Consider the following 19,615-nt stretch of genomic DNA (forward strand, 5'->3'; position numbering starts at 1 on the left):
ATCCATATTGATGCTCATTGTTAAGTAGAAGTGCGGTGCAGTGAATTTGCTTTCTGCCAAACGACGAGCAATGGTTTTGCGCATTTGTGAAACCGGAACTTCATCGAAAGAAACTTGTCCAGCAGGTGCTGCGCTTGGAGTAGATGTCGGGGTTGACGCGACTTGAGATTGAGCTGAGGGAGGTGTGTAATTTTCGATATCTGTCCGTACAATTCTACCGTTGTCTCCAGATCCCTTTACATATTTTAAATCTATACCTTTTTCATCGGCTAATTTTTTAGCTAATGGTGAAACAAAAATGCGTCCTTCGTTTAGTACTTCCTGTACTTGTGCCGGGGTGGATGACGGAGGCGCAGGTGTTTTTGCTGCTTCTGTTTTTGCAGGCGCTTCATTGAAAGCTGCTTCCGCTTTTGCGTCGGTATTTCCACCTTTTGCAGCAGCAACAATAGCATCGACATTCAGACCATCATTACCTATAATAGCCAATAAATTGTTTACTAGAATTTTTTCTCCCGTTTTAGCACCTTGATATAGCAGTTTCCCATCCTTGTAGCTTTCCAATTCCATTGTAGCTTTGTCGGTTTCTATTTCTGCTAAAACATCACCTTTTTTTACGTCATCGCCCACATTTTTTTGCCAAGACGCAATTACTCCTTCTGTCATGGTATCACTCAGTCGCGGCATTAATACCACTTCTTCCATGTTGCTGATGTCCAATGAGGGGGCATTGTTAGCTACTTCTGCTGGTTTAGTTTCTGGTTTAACCTCCGTAGGTTTTTCCTCAGGTGTGGCTGTTGTTTTTGTGACGGAGTTTTCTTTAATTAATTTGCTCACGTCTTCACCTTCTTTTCCAATAATGGCTAATAAATCATTTACTTGTAATTTACTACCATTATTACCACCCAAATATAGAACAGTCCCTTCCTGATAGCTTTCCAGCTCCATGGTTGCTTTGTCTGTTTCTATTTCAGCAAGTAGGTCTCCTTTTTTTACTGGATCACCTACTTTTTTATGCCAAGCGGCAATTACACCTTCTGTCATAGTATCGCTTAAACGCGGCATTAAAATCACTTCAGCCATAATAATTAAATTATAATTTTCGCTCTCCGCATAAGGAGTTATATGCGTGGTTTTTCAAAATTGTTTGGGCGTGAAATTACATCAAAAAGATATAGTATTATCACGAAGCCACAAATTTAATTGTGTGAACCGCCAATCGACATTGCATGATCAATTGACTTCGAGTTTTAGCTTATCCTTACTGCCCCGATGACGCAGGAAGTCTTATTTCGCTCCGCTCGTATACTCGATAGTTCTTACCGAGGTTTTACTGTCTTGTACTGACGCCGCAAAGATATAAAAAAATACTTTTAATATCAGACCCATTATTTTTGTCTATTGCGTCCAATCCACGCCCCGACGATGAATTTATTTTACAGTGCTTTTCCTAAATTAATAAGCGAATATTTGTCTGCTAAATTTTTAAACAACGCCTATATTTAGGGATGCAGTAGCAAATTAAAATAAAAATATGAATTTCTGTTAATTATGTGTAATCTTTATCCTAAGTTTGCAGCTGAATTTCAATAACTTGCGTACAACGGAAATAAAAAATCAATTATTTTTTATAATTCCGAAGATAATATATATCTTTGCGCTCCCAAAAATAGTATGGCTAAACAACCACTTATAAAACAAGACGGAGTAATTCTAGAGGCGCTAAGTAACGCAATGTTTAGGGTGAAACTAGAAAACGGACACGAGATTTTGGCAACTATATCGGGAAAAATGCGGATGCATTATATTCGTATCCTTCCAGGAGATAAAGTTGGCGTAGAAATGAGCCCGTATGATTTATCGAGAGGACGTATTATTTTTAGATATAAATAAGGTTTTAGAAAAATTGTAAATAAATACACTAATGAGAGTTAGAGCATCTGTAAAAAAACGTAGCGCCGACTGCAAAATTGTACGCAGAAAAGGTAAGCTATATATTATTAACAAAAAGAATCCTCGTTTTAAACAGCGTCAGGGTTAATTTGTCCTTTATAAAATTATAAAATTAATAATAAATTATGGCTCGTATTGCCGGTATAGACTTACCAAAAAATAAAAGAGGTGAAATTGGATTAACCTATATTTATGGTATTGGTCGTTCAACAGCTCAAAATATCTTAACTGAAGCTGGTATTGACTTTGATAAAAAGGTAAATCAGTGGAATGATGAAGAGTTAGCTGCTATTCGTAATATTATCACCAATCAAATTAAAGTTGAAGGTGCTTTACGTAGTGAGGTTCAAATGAATATTAAACGTTTGTTGGATATTGCTTGTTACCGTGGTCTGCGTCACCGTAAAGGTTTGCCTTTGCGTGGTCAACGTACCAGAACGAATAGCCGTACTAGAAAAGGCAAGCGTAAAACAGTTGCCGGTAAAAAGAAGGCTCCTAAGAAATAGGATCGGAAATAATTTCAAATCTCAGGCTACATTATTTGTAGTTTGGGATTTGAAATTTTATATGTATACAAAAGCCGCCGGATAATTCTCTTGGAAATGGGAGAAGGGGAGGGGCAAAAAATTAGAAGATTACCTCAAAAAAAAACAATGGCAAAAGGAAAACAACAGAGCGCCAAGGCAGCCGCTAAGAAAAGAGTGGTAAAAGTGGACGCACATGGCGATGCACATATCAGTGCAACATTCAACAACATTATTATTGCGCTTACGAACAAACAAGGGCAAGTGATTTCTTGGTCTTCAGCTGGTAAAATGGGTTTCCGTGGTTCTAAAAAGAACACGCCATATGCTGCGCAGATGGCTGCTGCTGATGCGGCGAAAGTAGCTGTAGATGCAGGTTTGAAAAGAGTCGATGTATATGTAAAGGGTCCAGGTTCTGGACGTGAAGGCGCTATTCGTTCTCTTTCTCAAAATGGGATTGAAGTAGCTATTATCAAAGACATCACTCCATTACCTCATAATGGTTGCCGTCCTCCAAAGAAAAGAAGAGTTTAAATCACATTTGCAATCTAAGATTTTAGATCTGCGATTTGAAAATAGGATGTTTTATTCATTTTAGATTTTTACAGATAAAGCATCGTCATTAAAAAATCGAAAAATACAAATTTACTATGGCACGTTACACAGGCCCAAAAACTAAAATCAGCCGTATCTTCGGCGAGCCTATCTTAGGTAATGGAAAATATCTAAGTAAGAATAGCAATCCTCCAGGTCAGCATGGCGCAATGCGCAAGCGTAAACAGTTGGGTGAATATGCTACTCAATTAAAAGAAAAGCAAAAAGCAAAATACACTTATGGTGTGTTAGAGCGCCAGTTCCGTAATACTTTTGACGATGCAAACCGTCTAAAAGGTGTTACTGGTGAGAACTTGATCAAATTGTTGGAAGCACGTTTAGATAATACCGTATTCCGTTTAGGTATTGCTGCTTCTCGCCCTGCTGCTCGTCAGTTGGTTAGCCACAAGCACGTTACTGTTAATGGAAATATTGTAAATATCCCTTCCTACCGCTTGAAACCAGGAGATATCATCGGAATGAAAGAAAAAAGCGAAGCTAACTCTTCGTTAACTAGTCAAATTCGCGGTAAAAATCCTAAATTTAGTTGGTTAGATTGGAACGAAACTGAAAAGAAAGGTACTTTTATTACTTTCCCAGAAAGAGAAAATGTACCTGAGAACATCAAAGAGCAGTTGATCGTAGAGTTGTACTCTAAATAATGAAGTTATTGTTGAAGCTATGCTTTAACCTATAATTAAACCATCTTTTCTAAAACAAATTCTTTTCATCTACGGGTGAAAAGCTCAATAAAACCAAGTTTTAATATGGCAATATTAAACTTTCAAAAACCAGATAAAATTGTATTACAAAAAGTAAATGATTTTGATGGTCAATTTGAATTCCGTCCGCTAGAACCAGGATTTGGTCTAACTGTAGGTAACGCTTTACGTAGAGTTCTTTTGAGCTCTTTAGAAGGCCACGCTATTATCGGTATTAAAATCGAAGGAGTTGATCACGAGTTTGCTACAATCCCTGGTGTAACAGAAGATGTAACTGAACTTATTTTAAACTTAAAACAGGTACGCTTTAAGAAGCTAGTTGAACAAGATGTAAATAGCGAAAAAATAACTTTATCCGTTAAAGGTAAATCTGAGTTTACTGCGGCTGATTTAGGCGAAGCCACTTCAAGTTTTGAAGTGATGAATCCTGAATTAGTATTGTGTGTTTTAGATCCTTCTGCGAAATTAGATATTGAATTAACCATCGCTAAAGGTCGTGGGTATGTTCCGGCAGAAGAAAATAAAATTAAAGACGCACCATTTGGTTATGTTGCTATCGACTCTATTCACACGCCAATCAAAAATGTCAAAATTGCGATTGAGAACTATCGTGTGGAGCAACGTACCGACTACGAAAAACTATTATTAGATGTAGTAACTGATGGCACAATCCATCCAGAAGAAGCTGTTAAACAAGCCTCTCGTATCTTGATTCAGCATTTAATGATTATCACCGACGAAAATATTACTTTCGATAGCAAAGAAGATAAGAAAGAAGATGTTGTTGATGAACAAGTATTACAATTGCGCAAGGTATTGAAAACTCCTTTAGAAGATTTAGATTTATCCGTTCGTGCATTCAATTGTTTGAAGGCGGCTAAAATTAATTCTCTAAGTGAATTGGTTCAATATGAACAGGAAGACCTGATGAAGTTCCGCAACTTTGGCCAAAAATCTTTAACTGAAATCGAACAGGTTTTACACGAAAGAGGTTTGCAATTTGGAATGGATTTGGTAAGAATGGGTGTTGAAGTAAACGATTAATTATTTTTAAACAATAGGCTTCTATAGCCTCTATTTACATACCTTGACACGGTGTAGATATAAAACATAAAGTTATGCGTCACGGCGATAAACAAAACAATTTAGGTAGAAAAAAAGCACATAGAGATGCATTATTGTCGAATCTTGCTGCTCAGTTAATCACGCACAAACGTATTGTAACTACGCTTGCGAAAGCGAAGGAATTGCGTAAGTATGTTGAACCAATGATTACCAAAACTAAAAAGAACGAAAGTGAGGCTCAGATTAGCCACAATCACCGTCTTGTATTTAGCTTTTTACAAAACAAGTTGGCTGTAAAGGAATTATTTACGGTGGTTGGTCCCAAAATAAATGCGCGTCCAGGTGGATATACTCGTATTATTAAATTAGGCATTCGTCCAGGCGACAATGCTGAAAAGGCCATGATTGAATTGGTTGACTTTAATGAGATTTACGGTAAGGGTATTGCTTCCGATCAGGAACCCGCTAAGAAAACACGTCGTAGTCGTGCTACAACTACTAAAAAAGTTGATTCCCCGGTTGAAACCATAGCTCATGCAAATGCGATAACTGAGGCTGAAGTAGTAGAAGAGAAGTCTTCTAAAGATGATTTGACTAAAGTTGAAGGTATTGGCCCTAAAGCAGCTGAAACTTTAAACGCTGCGGGTATTACTACTTTTGCTGAATTAGCCGCTAAATCTGCTGACGAAATTAAAGCTATTTTAGATGCTTCTGAAGGCCAATTTAATGCTGTTGTTACTACAACTTGGGCCCATCAAGCGCAATTAGCTGCTGATGGTAAATGGGACGAGTTGAATACTCTTCAGGATGAATTAAAAGGTGGAAAAGAAGCTTAATCTTCTCCCATACTATATATTGTGTAGTCCTGAAATAGTGATACAGGATTAATAAAAAATAAAGTTATAAAATTAAACAGTAGTTGTCGTTAGATTGCTACTGTTTTTTGTTTTGTAGGTTTTGATTTTTAGTGTTGATTGATTGTGCATCTGGTTTGGTGTTAGCATATGATTGGATAAATGTGGTCTTTTTGAGTTGTAGATTTCTACTACTTCTTTTATTACTTGTTTCATAATTGGTAAATCTAAATGAAGTCTATCGATCATAAATTCTTGCTTTAATATTCCATTTATACGCTCTGCCACTGCATTTTCATAAGGGTTTGAGTCTTCTGTCATACTACATAAAAGTCCATTTTTTAGCAGTTGATATTGGTATTCGTCTGAGCAATATTGTAAGCCTCTATCTGAATGGTGGGTGAGCTTACTATCTTTATATTGCCTATTGCGTCTTGCCATTCTCAATGCTTTTAGGCTACTTTGTGTTGCCAATGAGTTGGACACATCAAAGCCCACGATCTTCTTGGAATATGCATCTGTAATCAAACTGAGATAACAAGGCTTCTCCCGTTTACCAATATAAGTTATGTCAGATACCCATACTTGCTCTGGTGCTGTAATGGCAACATCTTTTATCACATTGGGATGCTTCCTGAATCTATGATGTGACATTGTGGTTGTGTGATAGCTTCTTTTAGGTTCAATAAGCAGATGATTGGCTCTAAGGATTTCGATAAATTTATCCCTGCCTATGCGTAAGTTCAATAGCGATTCTTTCAAGTTATGATATAATTTTTTGGCTCCTAATCTTGGCATAACTTTTCGCTCCCGCATTACCATTGCAACCACTTGTTCTGCAATATACTGCTTGCATTTAACCCGTTTGATGCTTCTGTAATAAAACTGTCTGTCCACTCCGAACAACTCACAAGCAAAGCTTATGCTTTCTTCCCTTTGGCTTGTGTACGCTTGAGTTGTTCGGACGAGGCATTTTTTCTGATATCAATCTTAAATTCCTTTTCGGCTATATCAATCATCATATCAAAAATGATGGCTTTTTCGTCGGCTATGTAGTTCTGTCGTTCCAGTTGGGCTTTCTGCTTTTCTAACAATTTTACTTTAGCCTCAAGCTCCAATACTTTTTGTTCAGGGGATTTAGGCATATTCGTTGACATTTGATTATCCCAATCAAAATTACCATATTTCTGCAACCATTTCCTAACCGTTGAATCGCCTTGAATGCCGTACTTCTTTCTGGCTTCTGAAAGCCCCAAAGTTCCTGACTCTACCTCTTTAACTAATTGAATCTTGAATTGTAAACTGTAGTCTTTCTGGGTTCTCTTTACATAATTGTTTGTCTCTTCCATTTTGATAACGCTTTTGTTGTATCGCTATTTCAGGACGGGACATATTTTATTTAAAAAAGGGCTACTATGAAAATAGTTGCCCTTTTTAATTAAATATTAAAGAGCTTAATTTTATTTATGATTTAGCCAAACATTTTGCTCATAAAAACCCAGTTGTAAATAACAACTGGGTTTTCTCAATTGGTAATGTATATTACCTCCCGCCGGGAGGGCAATGTTGTTGCAAATAGGTTGTATAAAGGTTACTCAAAAATTCCCTTGTACCTTCTCCTTCTGAGATCGCATGCGTACGATTGGGAAATTCCATAAAAGTAAATAGTTTATTATACTTAATAAGCGCATTGATGACCATTTCGGAATTTTGATAATGAACATTATCATCACCGGAGCCCTGCATTAATAATAAATTTCCTTTTAATCCGCTTGCATAAGTAATAGGGGAAGCCTCTTTATAGGTATTGTCGCTGTCGGTAATTAACCCCATATAGCGTTCCTCATAAACATTATCATAAGTCAATTGATTAGCTACAGGAGCTACAGAGATGCCGGTTTTGTAAAGATTCCCATGCTGAAATAGTAAGTTTAAAGTCGTCGAACCACCACCACTCCAGCCCCAAACGGCAACGCGACTTGTGTCCACATAGGACCACTGCATTACTTTTTTGGCTGCTTCATATTGGTCCTGTATATTTAAGATGCCTACCTTTTTATAAATCGAATGTCTCCAGGCTGTTCCTTTTGGTGAGGGGGTGCCGCGACCATCAATACTTATATAAATATATCCATCCGGTGCTTGCATGTTACCGTTGTATAAAAAGTCCCTGCCGTTGCCCCAGGTATCTTTTACGGTGCATGCGGCCGGCTCTGTGTAAACATAGAATACGACAGGATATTTTTTGCTGGAGTCGAAGTCTGTTGGCATTGTAACAGACGCATCCATTGTGACACCTTCGTCAGTAGTAATGTGAATGTATTTTACGTGGGGGGCATTTGCCGGGATAGTTTTTATAACAGGGTTATCTCCTATAACTTTATTGGAGGGGAGCATTACCCAATCTCGAATGGGAAATGTATTGGCATTTGAAAAACTATGTTCTGCATAATTGCCGTTGGGTGAAATATCGTAATCGTGGGTTCCTTGTTCATCCATAGGAGATAAACGTTCTGCCTTCCCGGTGCCGTCTAATTTTGTCCGATATAGATATTGTTGTGTGGCATTGTCGGGAGAAGCTAAAAAATAGATGTAGCCTTCGTTTTCATTGACAGCAAGCATGTCTAAAATATCATAATCGCCATAGGTAATCAATTTTTCTTCTCCATTCCTATCAACGCGATAGATATGACGCCAGCCGTCCTTTTCAGTAACCCAAAGGAATGCTTTTCCATTTTCAATCCAATCCCAACCAATTGGATTATCGCCATGCCACCGGGATTTTATATCTACCCATGTATTGCTGGTCTCTTTATAAAAAGCTTTGGCAAAACCTGTAGTGGCATTTGCTAAATATAAAACGCTCGTTTGTTGTTTTCTGTCTAATTGTTGGGCAACGATGTTATTGTCATCCGCCCACTCCATTCTTGGTAAATAATGTTCACGATCGTCACCCGGTATTTTCATCCAGGTTGTTTTTTTAGAACTAATATTTACCACGCCGATTTTTACAGCCGAAGGTACTTGACCAACGACGGGATATTCCACGGGTTTTACAAAAGAATAAATTGAATCAGTGTTGTCAATCATTAAAAAATTACGAATGCTGCGCGCATCAACCTGCCAGAAAGCAATTTTTTTACTATCTGGGGACCATCGGAAACCATCCCTTGCGCCGAATTCTTCTTCATAGACCCAGTCAAAAGTGCCGTTAATCATTCTGTCAGTGCCATCAGTAGTAAGTTGCGTGATTTTATTTGACGCTAGATCTTCTACATACATATTATGCTTGCTGCTGTAAGCCACTTTGTTACCGTTGGGAGAAAATTTTGCAAACATCAGAGAAGCGACTGGGAGACCTTTGCCTAACCGCGTTAATCTTTTTGATTGCATATCATATACCCAATAATCGCCACGGGTATGATAACGCCAAACTTTTTTGGAGTTGGTATAAATTAATATTTTCTTGCCATTTAATGAGATATTGAAATCTTCTAAGATCAATGCTTTTGAAGAGTCCGATGGTGTTAATTCAGCTGCGGAAACGACTATTTGCTTTACCTGATCGGGCAAAGTCACTTTTTCGATTTGATTTTTATTGGCGGTGTAATAAGAGTTGCCGTCTTTCGACCATTTATATTTTGTGACATAAGGTTGCGCGCTTACCGAGAGTATCAGCGATAATAAGCAAAAGAAAAGGAATAGCTTTATTTTATTCATTTGTTGGAAAAATTTAGGCATAAATGTAAAGAAGTTTGTTTAAAATATTTAGTTGCTGTGATGAGTGGTAAAGAATTTTTGTAATAGATTTTATTGATAAGTATATAGATATCAAGAATTAATATCTATATCTATAACGTTTATCTTTGCTCCTGGAAATGAGTAATTATCACCTTTAAAATTAAAAATAAAATATCATGAGTAACAGGATTTTATCCATCGGAAGTAGGTTTCCAGAATTTAATAAGAAAGCAGCTGTGTCTATCGAGCCTGGTAGAGAATTTAAGGATTTATCAAACGAAGATTTGAAAGGGCAGTGGACCGTACTTTTTTGGTGGCCGAAAGATTTCACTTTTGTATGTCCAACTGAAATCGCGGAGTTTAATAGAAAATATAGTGAGTTCTCTGATCGCGATACACTATTGATTGGCGCTTCTACTGACTCGGAATTTGTACACGCTGCTTGGAGAAGAGATCACAAAGATTTGAAAGATTTGAAATTTCCCATGTTGGCAGATACTTCTAAGTCTCTAGCGGAAGAATTAGGTATTTTGGATGAGGCAGAAAAAATTGCATATCGTGCAACTTTTATTATAGATAACGAAGGAATCATTCGTTGGGTAAGTGTAAATGATTTGAATGTGGGCCGTAATGTACAGGAGGTAATACGTGTTTTAGATGCATTGCAAACAGACGAACTTTGTCCTTGTAATTGGAATAAAGGTGAAGAAACATTAACACAACAATTAGAATCTTCTCTTAATTAATTTGTGCCATTGGCCAGATCAAATCTATTAAATAAATAACAAAAGGCAGGGTGACTTTCTGCCTTTTTAAAATATGCGCAATGAACGGAGTTATAGAAAATGAAACATTCAACAACCTTGTAAGTTTGTTGGATTTAAAAGGATATGAAGGGCTTACAACAGTTGAAACACTTATCAATACAAATGCACGCTATATTAAGGATTTAAAAATAAATGTTAGTAATGTATTGAATAATGCGCAAGCATTGAGCAAAAAGGAAACAATATTATTGGCCTATGCTGTGGCAGTGAATGAAAGGAATAATTTATTGAAAGAGGCTTTTGTTATCAAGGCAGAGGCGGCGGGTATTACGCAAGAAGAATTAGCAGAAGTCATTAGCCTGACTTCCCTGATGAATGTAAATAATATTTATTATCGTTTCCGTCATTTTGCGAATAAAGAATTTTATAACAATCAACCGGCTGGTATTAAGATGTCGATAATGGCGGCGCCTATTTTGGGTAGGGAAATTTTTGAGCTAATCAGCTTAACTGTTTCGGCTATCAATGGTTGTGAATTGTGTGTAAAATCGCACGAATCAAAATTAATAAACGAGGGCACTTCAGAAACTAAAATTTTAGAAGCTGTAAAATTAGGAGCAGTGCTGAAAGGACTGGTCACTGTTCTTTCTTAGAAGACGATTTTATAAGTGAAAGAGAGCATAGTACATTTGATCAGATGTATTATGCTCCCTTTTTAGAATACGACACTTTTATTAAATCCGCTTAGAAAAGTTTGTGTCTGTTCTTGCATTAACAATTTTCCGGTAGTAGCGGCTCGTTGTGCTAACAAGGTATCCCAATTTTCGCAACCTTCCCAAAGCATTCTTTTCAAAGAGCTGTTGGCTTCGTTACTATTTTTGGACAAAGAACCAAGGAGTCTTTCAATGGATTCTTCCATGCTTTCTTTATTTGGATGCAGTTCTGAATACAGCCCTTTACGCCTTGCCCAGTCGCTATTTCGCCATAAATGAGAATCTATCGCAATTTGACTCGCAGAAAGTCCCATTTTTCTAATAAGTGCGGGAGCGATCACATACGGGCCAATTCCAATACTTAACTCGCTTAACCGGACATCTGCTCCTTCTAACGCAATGGCATAGTCAGATGCGGCAGCAAGTCCCACACCACCACCAACACATTTGCCATGAATGCGCGCCACAATAAGCTTTGAGCACTTGCGCATTGCATTGATTACATTGGCAAATCCCATAAAAAAGCGTGTTGCATCCGCCTCATTTTTTATTTCTACAAGTTCGTTGAAAGACGCTCCTGAGCAAAACACATCATGTTGTACAGAACGCAATAATATTACGTTTGTATTATCGTCGTGAGATGCGTGATCAATTTCCTGCGTCAGTTTGGCAAGTAGTCTAGATGGTAATGAGTTTCCTTTTGGATGATAAAATTCAATCGTCGTAATTTGATTATGTACTTCCGCCTTTACATATCCTTCTTTTGCTTCAACTTCATCAACTAGCATATGTGTAATTTTATTTTAATTAGAGGTGATTCTTATTTCTGCTGAAAGTTATTAAATAACTTTGTATTTACGCTAAAAAAAATCTTAAAAAAATGAGGTAAAAAAATAAAATGGATTCGGTAATTTTAAGCTATTTTCTTGTCCTTTAGCTCTTCTTTTTTTAATTTAATTTTATGATCAATCTGATACCGGCCAAAAATGAAAAAATTTTCCTTATTTGTTTTTGGATTAGTTCTTACGGCACATTTGTTTGTCCAATTGGATGCGTTAAAAAATACCGAGGTTCTTCGGTAATGGGTCTGATATATTGTTTATAAAAAAAGATTGGATGCTGAGATAGCAGATTCATTAAAACAAATGGGATATAAAATTAAAATGTGTGAAATTACCGGTGAACAGTAATGATTCTTTTTGAAAATGGTGTTATGTGCGTAGCGTCCAGTTTTAGAGGGACCGGCGTGGTGCCGGATTTTAATTGTATTTTCGAAAAATTATGTTGAATAAAAAAGCAGATATGTCTTCTCAACAAGGAGGGATTCAGCCATCGAAGAAAAAAATTATTTATTCGATAAAGCCAAGGCTGCGAAGCTATTTAAAAAAATACGGACGGGAAGTACCTTTGCCAATAACCTATGATGATTTAATACATTTTAAGTATGCCCGCCCGTTGATGGATAAAGATGGAAGTGAAACGGCTTGGGAGCAGGTAAGCTATGATATGCGTGAATGGGAGTTCCTAAAAGATGGTTTGGTAAAGTGCTACGCAATGCTCAAAACAGAGGGCGATTTTAGTTTTTCGGATAACCTAAATGTAGAACGAATAGACTTCTGCAGCTTTGGAAATAGCCAACCTTTTCGTATTCGAATCGTTAATATTTTCAATGGTAACTATGATCATTTTTACATAAAGAAAGCTGATGCAAATCGAGTGTACGGTTTAGAATTGGAACATTTATTGTCTTCAGCAAGAGTTACTTTTCTTACTTCTGACCAAACCTTAGTTGAAGAACATATTGCAGGTATACCGGGTGATATTTTTATTCGTGACTATCTGCATAAACCGGAAACCAATCTAGTTAGGCTTTTGAAGACTTTTGTGAAATTTAATGAATCTTGTTATGTGCGCCTACTTGGTGATATGCGTGCTTACAATTTTGTGGTAAATATTACGCCCGATATTGAGGGGACACAATATAGCATTCGCGCCATAGACTTTGACCAGCAAACTTATGAAGGACGAATGCGTTTGTATTTGCCGCAGTTTGCCAAAGAGAATTTTCCAATGGTGCAAGATGTCTTGAAACTATTGGATGCGGAGTCTATCAAACAATATCAGGTAGAGGAGCGATCTCGTTTGGTGTATCGCATTGCTACTGAACGCTATCGTATGAAGGAGTTGATGGACGTAATGTTGTTGGATGAAATTTCTACTTCTGAAAAAATAGAACAATTGAAATTCGAGCTTGCCGAACACTGGCAGAACATAGGTTTCTTGAAGGCCAAAACAATGGGCATGATATTGAAGATCCATATGAAACAAATGTTGATGCCTAACCTTAATATGGTATTAAAAGTAGTTCAACGAAAAAAATTTTCTTAAAATAGACATTTGTATACTCCGCTTCTCTTAAAGAAGCACTAAAGCAAAGCGAGTCGTTAGAATATGAAATAGTTTCATTATTGCTGAGTATTTTTTTGCAAACCATTTTCACACCATATAATCTTATTTTTTATGGCAGTATTAAGCATCTCAAAGTTTTGCACTTCATTTTCTTTGATATTTATTTTATGAAAAATATGATAAACAATCCCGCCAAATTTTAAATATTTTTTTTTGACCCCTTTATTATATAGGCGTACAACCATTTCGGCATCTTCATGTCCCCATCCTTCATAGCTTTCATTATAACCATTTATAGAAACAATATCCTTTTTCCAAAACGACATATTGCATCCTCTCAATGAAAGCAATTTTCCTTCTTGATATTTGTAGGCGATCCTTTTTGTCAAGAAAGGTATTCTAAAGCTATTTAGAATATGAGAGAGTGGAATCTTAAATCGATTTGGTTCTTTGATTCCTTTTTTAATGACTTCTTTACTATATTCAGCAGGCAGACTGGCTCTACTACCGCAAATAAAATTTTTTTCCTCAGCCATTCTTAAATGGTCTTCTATGAAGAACTTATTTAAAATTACATCGCCATCTATTTGAATTATATAATCTGATGTTGATGCAAGTATAGCTTTATTTCTAATCTTTGAAAGTCTAAATCCAGCATCTTCCTGCCAAATATGTTTAAAAAGATTAGGGTTTTCGGCCATATATTTTTCGACTAAAATTTTTGTATCATTCTTTGAACCATCGTCTGCTATAATAATTTCATTTGGAAATATAGTCTGATGAAGGCAGCTTTTTAAACAAAGATCAAGTGCATCAGGCCAATTATATGTAGATATAATTAAACTACAAGTGGGTAAATTAGAATTCTTCATTTAAATGTATTGATTTATGCCAGTCTCGATCTTGGTGGTCCGATCGCTATATGCGGAACGTAGAAGATTTTTATTTGCCATATCTTCGTTTTTAGTCTTCTCTTCCTTGTGATATAAGTGATAAATAATTCCTGCAAATTTAAAATATAGTTTTTCTACACCAATATTCATCAATCTGATAGTAAGGTCACTGTCCTCATGTCCCCAGCCTTCAAATTTTTCGTTGTAGCCATTTACCAAAATGAAATCGGATTTCCAAAATGACATGTTTGCACCCCTTGCGAAATATTTTGGCTTTTTACTTGGGAGCCTATATCTGTGCAAAAATATTTTGGTTAGTAAATAAAAGCGGATGCCGTTTTCTTTCCGTTTTATATCTTTATTTATCAACGAAAAGTCTATTGTCGTATTTTGGATTAATTGTTGACTTATTAAATTGCCCAGCATAACCCTTGAGCCTTGAAGAAGTGCTTTTTTCTGTGCGAAAAATAAATGATCCTGAATAAAATATTTATTTAGAATTACATCTCCATCAATCTGAATAATATATTCGTAATTACTTTTTGCAATAGCCTTATTTCTAATTTTTGAAAGCCTAAATCCGTCATCCTCTTGCCATACGTGAATTAAGGGAATAGAAAAGAGGTGTTTAAAATCGTTAATTAGCTTTCCCGTATTATCTTTTGAACCATCATCCGCAATAATAATTTCATTTGGCAGGATACTTTGTTGAAGTATGCTTTGCAAGCATAAGTTTAAAGCCTCTGGCCAATTATAGGTCGATATTATTAGACTACATTTAATCATTAGTTGACTGATCGATTATCTTTAATAAAGCAAAAATACATTTTAAGAGTTAAATTCCTCAATATAGGAGTTTGACGAATGTATTCAATTGTTATAATGAGTTTTGCAAAATAATTTTTTAATTATTTACAATTCTCATTATGAGAAATATTTGTTTGCTATTATTCTTCTGTCGAACGCTAAAAGTTATATTTTTGATTTTAAAAGAAAAAGTGAATTGATGAGTAAAACTATTATTTTAGGGCAAACAACTTCTTTTTTGTTGTCAACGGTAATTCTCGAAAATTTAAGATATTGTGGTTTCAATATCATTGATATAAGTTTTGATGAAGATCGTTTTAAGTACAGAAATTATAGGCAGCGGGCACACAATTTCTTTAGAAAAACCTTTTTAGGCGATAAACGTTTTAAAGTTAATTTGCGTATTAACGATTTTGAAGAAGGCATTTTGAAAAAAATAGATTTGATAGAAGGAAAAGCAGAATTTGCTTTACTAATCCGCCCCGATATGTATTCGGACAAGATCTTATTAAAGTTAAAAAGTAAAGCGAAGCTTTTGATTGGTTACCAATGGGATGGGCTTAATCGCTTTCCCACAGTTTTTGGTGTGATTAATTATTTTGATCGATTCTTTGTTTTTGATTCCAACGATTTGAATTATCGGAAAAAAGAATTATTATATTTGACAAATTTCTATTTTGACTTACCTGAAATTTTAAATATTGATGAAAAAATAGAAGAGGAAATATATTTTGTGTTTACATATTCCTTGCAGAGATTAAACGAGCTCAATTTATTTCTTGACAAGATTGCTACTATAAACATTAAAAAAAATATTTTTGTTTACGTAAAGAATAAAGAACTGTCAGAGTTGAATAACAAAATTTATACTCCCATTGCTAAAACTTTAACATACAAAGAGAATATTAGAAATGTGAAAAAGGCATCTGTGCTCTTGGATTTTAATAATAGAATTCATAATGGGCTTTCTTTTAGGACATTTGAGGCTATTTGTTTTGAAAAAAAATTAGTGACTAATAATAAGACGATAAAGCATTTTGATTTTTATCACCCTCAAAATGTCTTTGTTTTAGGAGAAGATGATGAACAAAATCTATCAAAATTTATGAAGAGTGATTATATAAAAATTGATGAAAGAATAAAAAAGAAATATTGTTTTAGCAATTGGATTAATTTTGTATTAGATATTCAGCCCAATACACCTATTACTTTAGCAGATATGAATAATTAGCCAAATGAAAATTTCAGGATTCACGATTGTGCGCAACGCCATTCAATACGATTTCCCCATTGTGGAAAGTATTACTTCTATTTTAAATCTGGTAGATGAATTTGTAATTGCATTGGGTGATAGTTCTGATGAAACGGAGCAATTGGTGAAAAGCATTGCATCGGATAAAATTAAAATCATTCATTCCAATTGGGATACTTCCAAATATAACAAAGACGGTCAGGTATATGCACATCAGACAGATGTCGCCTTAGCAGCTTGCACTGGCGATTGGTGTTTTTATATACAAGCGGACGAAGTATTGCATGAGGACGGCATTCCTATTATTAAGGCAGCCTGCGAAAAATATTTAAAAGAAGAAGCTGTGGACGGCTTTCTGCTTAATTATATTTGGTTTTTTGGCTCTTATGATAAATATATCGACGCATTACATATCGCTTATCCTAAGGAAATCCGTATTATACGGAATCATCCCGATATTCACTCTTGGCGAGATGCGCAATCTTTTAGATGGATGCCTAATTTTGATTACGGAGATTATTGGCAAGAGAAAAATACAAAGAAATTAAATTGTATCGATTTGAATGCTTGGCTTTATCATTATAGTTGGTCGCGCGACCCTCGTTGTCTTGTGGCAAAAAAGGCGGAGCAGAACCATATGCATTGGGGGAGCGATATGGAAGTGAACGAGGCATATTTTGATTATGGTAATCTTTCTTTATTGCCAGATTTTAAAGGCTCACATCCTGAAGTGATGAAAGAACGCATAGAGAAAATGAATTGGAGCCATTTGTTAAGATATACCGGTGAAAGGCCTACGGAGTTAACCAGAAAATTCAAATTAAAATATCGTATTCTTTCCTTTTTTGAAAATAAAGTCCTAGGAGGTAAGTTACTTTTCGGATTTAAAAACTTTAAAAAGGTGGGTAAGTTTGGGTGGAATGGCAAGCTGTAAAGTAAAATGCTTAAAACTAAATATATTGGGTATCTAGCTTTAAGCATTCTGCGTTAATCACTTTTAGTCTATCAACACATTTCCTGTCATTTCTTTGGGAATATCGATTCCCATTACTTTTAAGATAGATGGAGCGATGTCCCCTAATTTTCCTGCTTTTAATTCTCCTTTAAAATCGTTACTGATTAAAAAAAGAGGTACTAAATTTAAAGAGTGTTGGGTGTTAGGGCTGCCATCTTCATTAATCATATTGTCTGCATTGCCATGATCGGCTGTTAGGAAAATGGTGTAGTCATGTTTTAGTGCTTCAACTACTATTTCTTCTACACATTTGTCTACTGTTTCAGCTGCTTTTACCACAGCCCCAAAAACACCAGTGTGACCCACCATATCTGTGTTGGCAAAGTTTAAACAAATGAAGTCTGCGGTTTCGTCTTCTATTTCCGGAATAATTTTTTCAGTAATTTCATAGGCACTCATTTCAGGTTGCAAGTCGTAGGTAGCGACTTTTGGAGAAGGTGCCATTATTCTTTTTTCACCATCGAAAGGCTGTTCTCTTCCTCCACTAAAGAAGAATGTTACGTGCGGATATTTTTCCGTTTCCGCAATACGTATTTGCTTTTTATGATTATCGGCTAAGACTTCGCCGAGTGTTTTAGTCAGGTTATCATTTTCAAAAATTACATGCACATTTTTAAATGTCGCATCATATTCTGTCATCGTGGTATAATCAAGATTTAATTTCTTCATACCAAATTCAGGAAAATCTTTCTGAGTCAATACTTCGGTAATTTCACGACAACGGTCAGTACGGAAGTTAAAACAGATGGCGACATCGCCGTCTTTGATTTTGCTGTCCGCATTATCTTTTAAACGTGCGTTGACGATTGGTTTTATGAATTCATCTGTAACTTCAGTTGAGTAAGATTTTTCTATGGCTGCTAAAAGGTCGTCACTTTCCACGCCCACGCCATTTACCAGAGCATCGTATGCTAGTTTTACTCGTTCCCAACGCTTGTCACGGTCCATAGCGTAATATCTGCCGGTAATTGTTGCAATGTGACCAATGCCTGTTTTAGATAAATGATTTTGCAAATCTTTAATAAAATCTTTTCCGCTGTGCGGGTCGCAATCCCGGCCATCGGTGAAAGCGTGCACAAATACGTTTTTAAAATCTCTTTCTTTGCAAACATCAATTATAGCTTTTAAGTGATTGATATGGCTATGTACGCCTCCATTACTTACTAGGCCTATAAGATGCAATGGTTTATTCTTTTCTTTTGCTTTGTCAATAGATGCCAAAAGAGTTTCATTTTTATGAAATGTGTTCTCTTTTATAGCGACATTAATGCGCTGCAGTTCTTGGTAAACAATTCTGCCGGCACCTAAATTAAGGTGGCCTACTTCACTATTGCCCATTTGCCCATCTGGCAATCCAACTGCTTCGCCGCAAGTAACCAGAGTCGTATGCGGATATTTGTTATATAAAGAATCCACAAAAGGAGTTTCTGCATTTTGAATAGCATCAATTTCTTTGCTTTTCCCTAAGCCCCAACCATCCATAATGAGTAGTATTGCTTTTTTCGCTTGCATTGTTTATTTTATGTTTTAATAAATTTAAGCGCTAAAGTTAGGAATTTTAAACTTAGTGATCATTAGTATATCTAACTAATATAATATTTTATATGAATTTTTACAATTTGGCTCATTCTTTGCTGCTTATTTGTGATTTTAAATCGAATTAGAAATGAAGAAAATTTTATTTATTCTTGCGGGAATGTTTACGTTAATGGGGTTTGTTGCGCCTGTTTCAGGTGTCAGTGAAATTATAAGTGCCTTAAAAAAAGGTGATGCGACAGAAGTTTCTAAACACTTTGATAGTTTTATTGATATAAAACTGCCTAATAAAGAGGAAGTAAAAAATGTGAGTAAAAATCAGGCCACTCTTACTTTGAAAGATTTTTATTCTGAGCGAAATATCTCAGGCTTCGAGGTAATTTCCCAACGAGAAATGGGGGGTACCGGTTATTTAGCAGGGAAATTAAAAAGTGATTCACATGAATATAATATTACGTTGATGCTTAAAACCAAAAATAATGATACTTCGATAGTATCGGTGCGCATTAACTAATTATAAAACATAAGTTTAAAAAATAGCGATTGAATATTATTTCAATCGCTATTTTTGTTTTTATATAAACACAATTATGGATATTATTAGCTTGTATCGAATATTCTTGCAATACCCGTCAATACAGACGGACAGTCGCAAAGTGCAGAAGGGTGACTTATTTTTTGCGCTCAAAGGCCCCAATTTCGATGGTAACTTATATGCTGGAAAGGCATTGGCAGATGGAGCTGCATTTGCTATTGTTGATGAACAAAAGGAA

The 19,615-nt window shown here is 35.8% G+C and carries 22 protein-coding genes; 14 read left to right on the plus strand and 8 right to left on the minus strand.

All coding sequences use genetic code 11. The features are described from left to right. Positions 1-1,080, minus strand: a 1,080-nt coding sequence (locus ACQR30_RS14580) for a biotin/lipoyl-containing protein (protein WP_429736394.1), incomplete at its 3' end; no start/stop codon positions are given. 591 nt (positions 1,081-1,671) lie between these two features. On the opposite strand from ACQR30_RS14580, the gene infA reads away from it, so the two are divergent. The 7 genes from infA to rplQ all read left to right on the plus strand — a co-directional run bounded on the left by infA (position 1,672) and on the right by rplQ (position 5,691). Next, positions 1,672-1,890 (plus strand): translation initiation factor IF-1, encoded by a 219-nt coding sequence (gene infA / locus ACQR30_RS14585; protein WP_066208999.1) that lies wholly within the window; start codon positions 1,672-1,674, stop codon positions 1,888-1,890. 31 nt (positions 1,891-1,921) lie between these two features. Continuing rightward, positions 1,922-2,038, plus strand: a complete 117-nt coding sequence (gene ykgO / locus ACQR30_RS14590; protein ID WP_429736397.1) for a type B 50S ribosomal protein L36 — start codon at positions 1,922-1,924, stop codon at positions 2,036-2,038. Between the two features lie 37 nt (positions 2,039-2,075). Further along, positions 2,076-2,456: a 30S ribosomal protein S13 gene (gene rpsM, locus ACQR30_RS14595; RefSeq protein ID WP_429736399.1), complete on the plus strand. Its 381-nt coding sequence runs from the start codon at positions 2,076-2,078 to the stop codon at positions 2,454-2,456. Between the two features lie 147 nt (positions 2,457-2,603). After that, complete coding sequence (gene rpsK, locus ACQR30_RS14600) at positions 2,604-3,008, plus strand: 30S ribosomal protein S11 (RefSeq protein WP_119989421.1); 405 nt, start codon at positions 2,604-2,606, stop codon at positions 3,006-3,008. A 116-nt stretch (positions 3,009-3,124) separates the two neighbouring features. Beyond that, a complete protein-coding gene (gene rpsD / locus ACQR30_RS14605; RefSeq protein WP_429736402.1) occupies positions 3,125-3,730 on the plus strand; it encodes a 30S ribosomal protein S4 in 606 nt (201 codons plus the stop codon). 105 nt (positions 3,731-3,835) lie between these two features. Then, a complete protein-coding gene (locus ACQR30_RS14610) occupies positions 3,836-4,834 on the plus strand; it encodes a DNA-directed RNA polymerase subunit alpha (RefSeq protein ID WP_429736404.1) in 999 nt (332 codons plus the stop codon). 74 nt (positions 4,835-4,908) lie between these two features. Next, the gene (rplQ, locus tag ACQR30_RS14615; RefSeq protein ID WP_429736406.1) at positions 4,909-5,691 is read left to right on the plus strand and encodes a 50S ribosomal protein L17; all 783 of its coding nucleotides are present in this window, start codon (positions 4,909-4,911) and stop codon (positions 5,689-5,691) included. Between the two features lie 72 nt (positions 5,692-5,763). On the opposite strand, the gene ACQR30_RS14620 is transcribed toward rplQ, so the two are convergent. The 3 genes from ACQR30_RS14620 to ACQR30_RS14630 all read right to left on the minus strand — a co-directional run bounded on the left by ACQR30_RS14620 (position 5,764) and on the right by ACQR30_RS14630 (position 9,429). Then, positions 5,764-6,606, minus strand: a complete 843-nt coding sequence (locus ACQR30_RS14620) for an IS3 family transposase (RefSeq protein WP_429736408.1) — start codon at positions 6,604-6,606, stop codon at positions 5,764-5,766. A gap of 23 nt (positions 6,607-6,629) precedes the next feature. Then, positions 6,630-7,058, minus strand: coding sequence for a helix-turn-helix domain-containing protein (locus ACQR30_RS14625; RefSeq protein ID WP_429736410.1), 429 nt, complete (start codon positions 7,056-7,058; stop codon positions 6,630-6,632). Positions 7,059-7,251: 193 nt separating this feature from the next. Then, positions 7,252-9,429 carry a S9 family peptidase gene (locus tag ACQR30_RS14630; protein WP_429736412.1) on the minus strand — a complete coding sequence of 726 codons (2,178 nt, stop codon included), beginning with the start codon at positions 9,427-9,429 and terminating at the stop codon, positions 7,252-7,254. A 197-nt stretch (positions 9,430-9,626) separates the two neighbouring features. On the opposite strand from ACQR30_RS14630, the gene ACQR30_RS14635 reads away from it, so the two are divergent. Next, entirely contained in the window at positions 9,627-10,196 is a 570-nt protein-coding gene (locus tag ACQR30_RS14635; protein ID WP_429736414.1) for a peroxiredoxin, read from the plus strand. A gap of 80 nt (positions 10,197-10,276) precedes the next feature. Continuing rightward, positions 10,277-10,870, plus strand: a complete 594-nt coding sequence (locus tag ACQR30_RS14640; protein WP_429736416.1) for a carboxymuconolactone decarboxylase family protein — start codon at positions 10,277-10,279, stop codon at positions 10,868-10,870. Positions 10,871-10,932: 62 nt separating this feature from the next. Here ACQR30_RS14640 and ACQR30_RS14645 read toward each other — a convergent pair whose 3' ends face one another. Continuing rightward, positions 10,933-11,718 carry an enoyl-CoA hydratase/isomerase family protein gene (locus tag ACQR30_RS14645; RefSeq protein ID WP_429736418.1) on the minus strand — a complete coding sequence of 262 codons (786 nt, stop codon included), beginning with the start codon at positions 11,716-11,718 and terminating at the stop codon, positions 10,933-10,935. A gap of 493 nt (positions 11,719-12,211) precedes the next feature. Between ACQR30_RS14645 and ACQR30_RS14650 the strand changes: the two genes are divergently transcribed. After that, positions 12,212-13,318 (plus strand): hypothetical protein, encoded by a 1,107-nt coding sequence (locus ACQR30_RS14650; RefSeq protein WP_429736420.1) that lies wholly within the window; start codon positions 12,212-12,214, stop codon positions 13,316-13,318. Positions 13,319-13,395: 77 nt separating this feature from the next. Here the strand turns inward: ACQR30_RS14650 and ACQR30_RS14655 are convergent, their stop codons facing one another. After that, entirely contained in the window at positions 13,396-14,211 is an 816-nt protein-coding gene (locus ACQR30_RS14655) for a glycosyltransferase family 2 protein (protein ID WP_429736422.1), read from the minus strand. Continuing rightward, a complete protein-coding gene (locus tag ACQR30_RS14660) occupies positions 14,212-15,018 on the minus strand; it encodes a glycosyltransferase family 2 protein (protein ID WP_429736424.1) in 807 nt (268 codons plus the stop codon). A 220-nt stretch (positions 15,019-15,238) separates the two neighbouring features. Between ACQR30_RS14660 and ACQR30_RS14665 the strand changes: the two genes are divergently transcribed. Both ACQR30_RS14665 and ACQR30_RS14670 read left to right on the plus strand, forming a co-directional pair. Then, positions 15,239-16,270 carry a hypothetical protein gene (locus ACQR30_RS14665; protein WP_429736426.1) on the plus strand — a complete coding sequence of 344 codons (1,032 nt, stop codon included), beginning with the start codon at positions 15,239-15,241 and terminating at the stop codon, positions 16,268-16,270. Positions 16,271-16,274: 4 nt separating this feature from the next. Then, the gene (locus ACQR30_RS14670) at positions 16,275-17,225 is read left to right on the plus strand and encodes a glycosyltransferase family 2 protein (protein WP_429736428.1); all 951 of its coding nucleotides are present in this window, start codon (positions 16,275-16,277) and stop codon (positions 17,223-17,225) included. Between the two features lie 63 nt (positions 17,226-17,288). On the opposite strand, the gene gpmI is transcribed toward ACQR30_RS14670, so the two are convergent. After that, a complete protein-coding gene (gene gpmI, locus ACQR30_RS14675; RefSeq protein ID WP_429736430.1) occupies positions 17,289-18,818 on the minus strand; it encodes a 2,3-bisphosphoglycerate-independent phosphoglycerate mutase in 1,530 nt (509 codons plus the stop codon). A 154-nt stretch (positions 18,819-18,972) separates the two neighbouring features. Here gpmI and ACQR30_RS14680 point away from each other — a divergent pair, with 154 nt between their 5' ends. Both ACQR30_RS14680 and ACQR30_RS14685 read left to right on the plus strand, forming a co-directional pair. After that, complete coding sequence (locus tag ACQR30_RS14680; protein ID WP_429736432.1) at positions 18,973-19,356, plus strand: DUF4783 domain-containing protein; 384 nt, start codon at positions 18,973-18,975, stop codon at positions 19,354-19,356. A 76-nt stretch (positions 19,357-19,432) separates the two neighbouring features. After that, on the plus strand, positions 19,433-19,615 hold a 183-nt coding region (locus ACQR30_RS14685; RefSeq protein ID WP_429736434.1), incomplete at its 3' end, for a Mur ligase domain-containing protein.

Source organism: Arachidicoccus sp., assembly GCF_050436765.1.
GTDB lineage: Bacteria > Bacteroidota > Bacteroidia > Chitinophagales > Chitinophagaceae > Arachidicoccus.

Bases quoted from the DNA above. Each gene is read 5' to 3' on its own strand.
- ACQR30_RS14665 (WP_429736426.1), top strand. From the start codon at position 15,239: ATGAGTAAAACTATTATTTTAGGGCAAACAACTTCTTTTTTGTTGTCA.
- rpsM (WP_429736399.1), top strand. From the start codon at position 2,076: ATGGCTCGTATTGCCGGTATAGACTTACCAAAAAATAAAAGAGGTGAA.
- ACQR30_RS14680 (WP_429736432.1), top strand. From the start codon at position 18,973: ATGAAGAAAATTTTATTTATTCTTGCGGGAATGTTTACGTTAATGGGG.
- gpmI (WP_429736430.1), bottom strand. From the start codon at position 18,818: ATGCAAGCGAAAAAAGCAATACTACTCATTATGGATGGTTGGGGCTTA.
- ACQR30_RS14640 (WP_429736416.1), top strand. From the start codon at position 10,277: ATGAACGGAGTTATAGAAAATGAAACATTCAACAACCTTGTAAGTTTG.
- rpsK (WP_119989421.1), top strand. From the start codon at position 2,604: ATGGCAAAAGGAAAACAACAGAGCGCCAAGGCAGCCGCTAAGAAAAGA.
- ACQR30_RS14610 (WP_429736404.1), top strand. From the start codon at position 3,836: ATGGCAATATTAAACTTTCAAAAACCAGATAAAATTGTATTACAAAAA.
- infA (WP_066208999.1), top strand. From the start codon at position 1,672: ATGGCTAAACAACCACTTATAAAACAAGACGGAGTAATTCTAGAGGCG.
- ACQR30_RS14660 (WP_429736424.1), bottom strand. From the start codon at position 15,018: ATGATTAAATGTAGTCTAATAATATCGACCTATAATTGGCCAGAGGCT.
- ACQR30_RS14630 (WP_429736412.1), bottom strand. From the start codon at position 9,429: ATGAATAAAATAAAGCTATTCCTTTTCTTTTGCTTATTATCGCTGATA.
- ACQR30_RS14635 (WP_429736414.1), top strand. From the start codon at position 9,627: ATGAGTAACAGGATTTTATCCATCGGAAGTAGGTTTCCAGAATTTAAT.
- ACQR30_RS14645 (WP_429736418.1), bottom strand. From the start codon at position 11,718: ATGCTAGTTGATGAAGTTGAAGCAAAAGAAGGATATGTAAAGGCGGAA.
- ACQR30_RS14625 (WP_429736410.1), bottom strand. From the start codon at position 7,058: ATGGAAGAGACAAACAATTATGTAAAGAGAACCCAGAAAGACTACAGT.
- rpsD (WP_429736402.1), top strand. From the start codon at position 3,125: ATGGCACGTTACACAGGCCCAAAAACTAAAATCAGCCGTATCTTCGGC.
- ACQR30_RS14650 (WP_429736420.1), top strand. From the start codon at position 12,212: ATGTTGAATAAAAAAGCAGATATGTCTTCTCAACAAGGAGGGATTCAG.
- ACQR30_RS14670 (WP_429736428.1), top strand. From the start codon at position 16,275: ATGAAAATTTCAGGATTCACGATTGTGCGCAACGCCATTCAATACGAT.
- rplQ (WP_429736406.1), top strand. From the start codon at position 4,909: ATGCGTCACGGCGATAAACAAAACAATTTAGGTAGAAAAAAAGCACAT.
- ACQR30_RS14655 (WP_429736422.1), bottom strand. From the start codon at position 14,211: ATGAAGAATTCTAATTTACCCACTTGTAGTTTAATTATATCTACATAT.
- ykgO (WP_429736397.1), top strand. From the start codon at position 1,922: ATGAGAGTTAGAGCATCTGTAAAAAAACGTAGCGCCGACTGCAAAATT.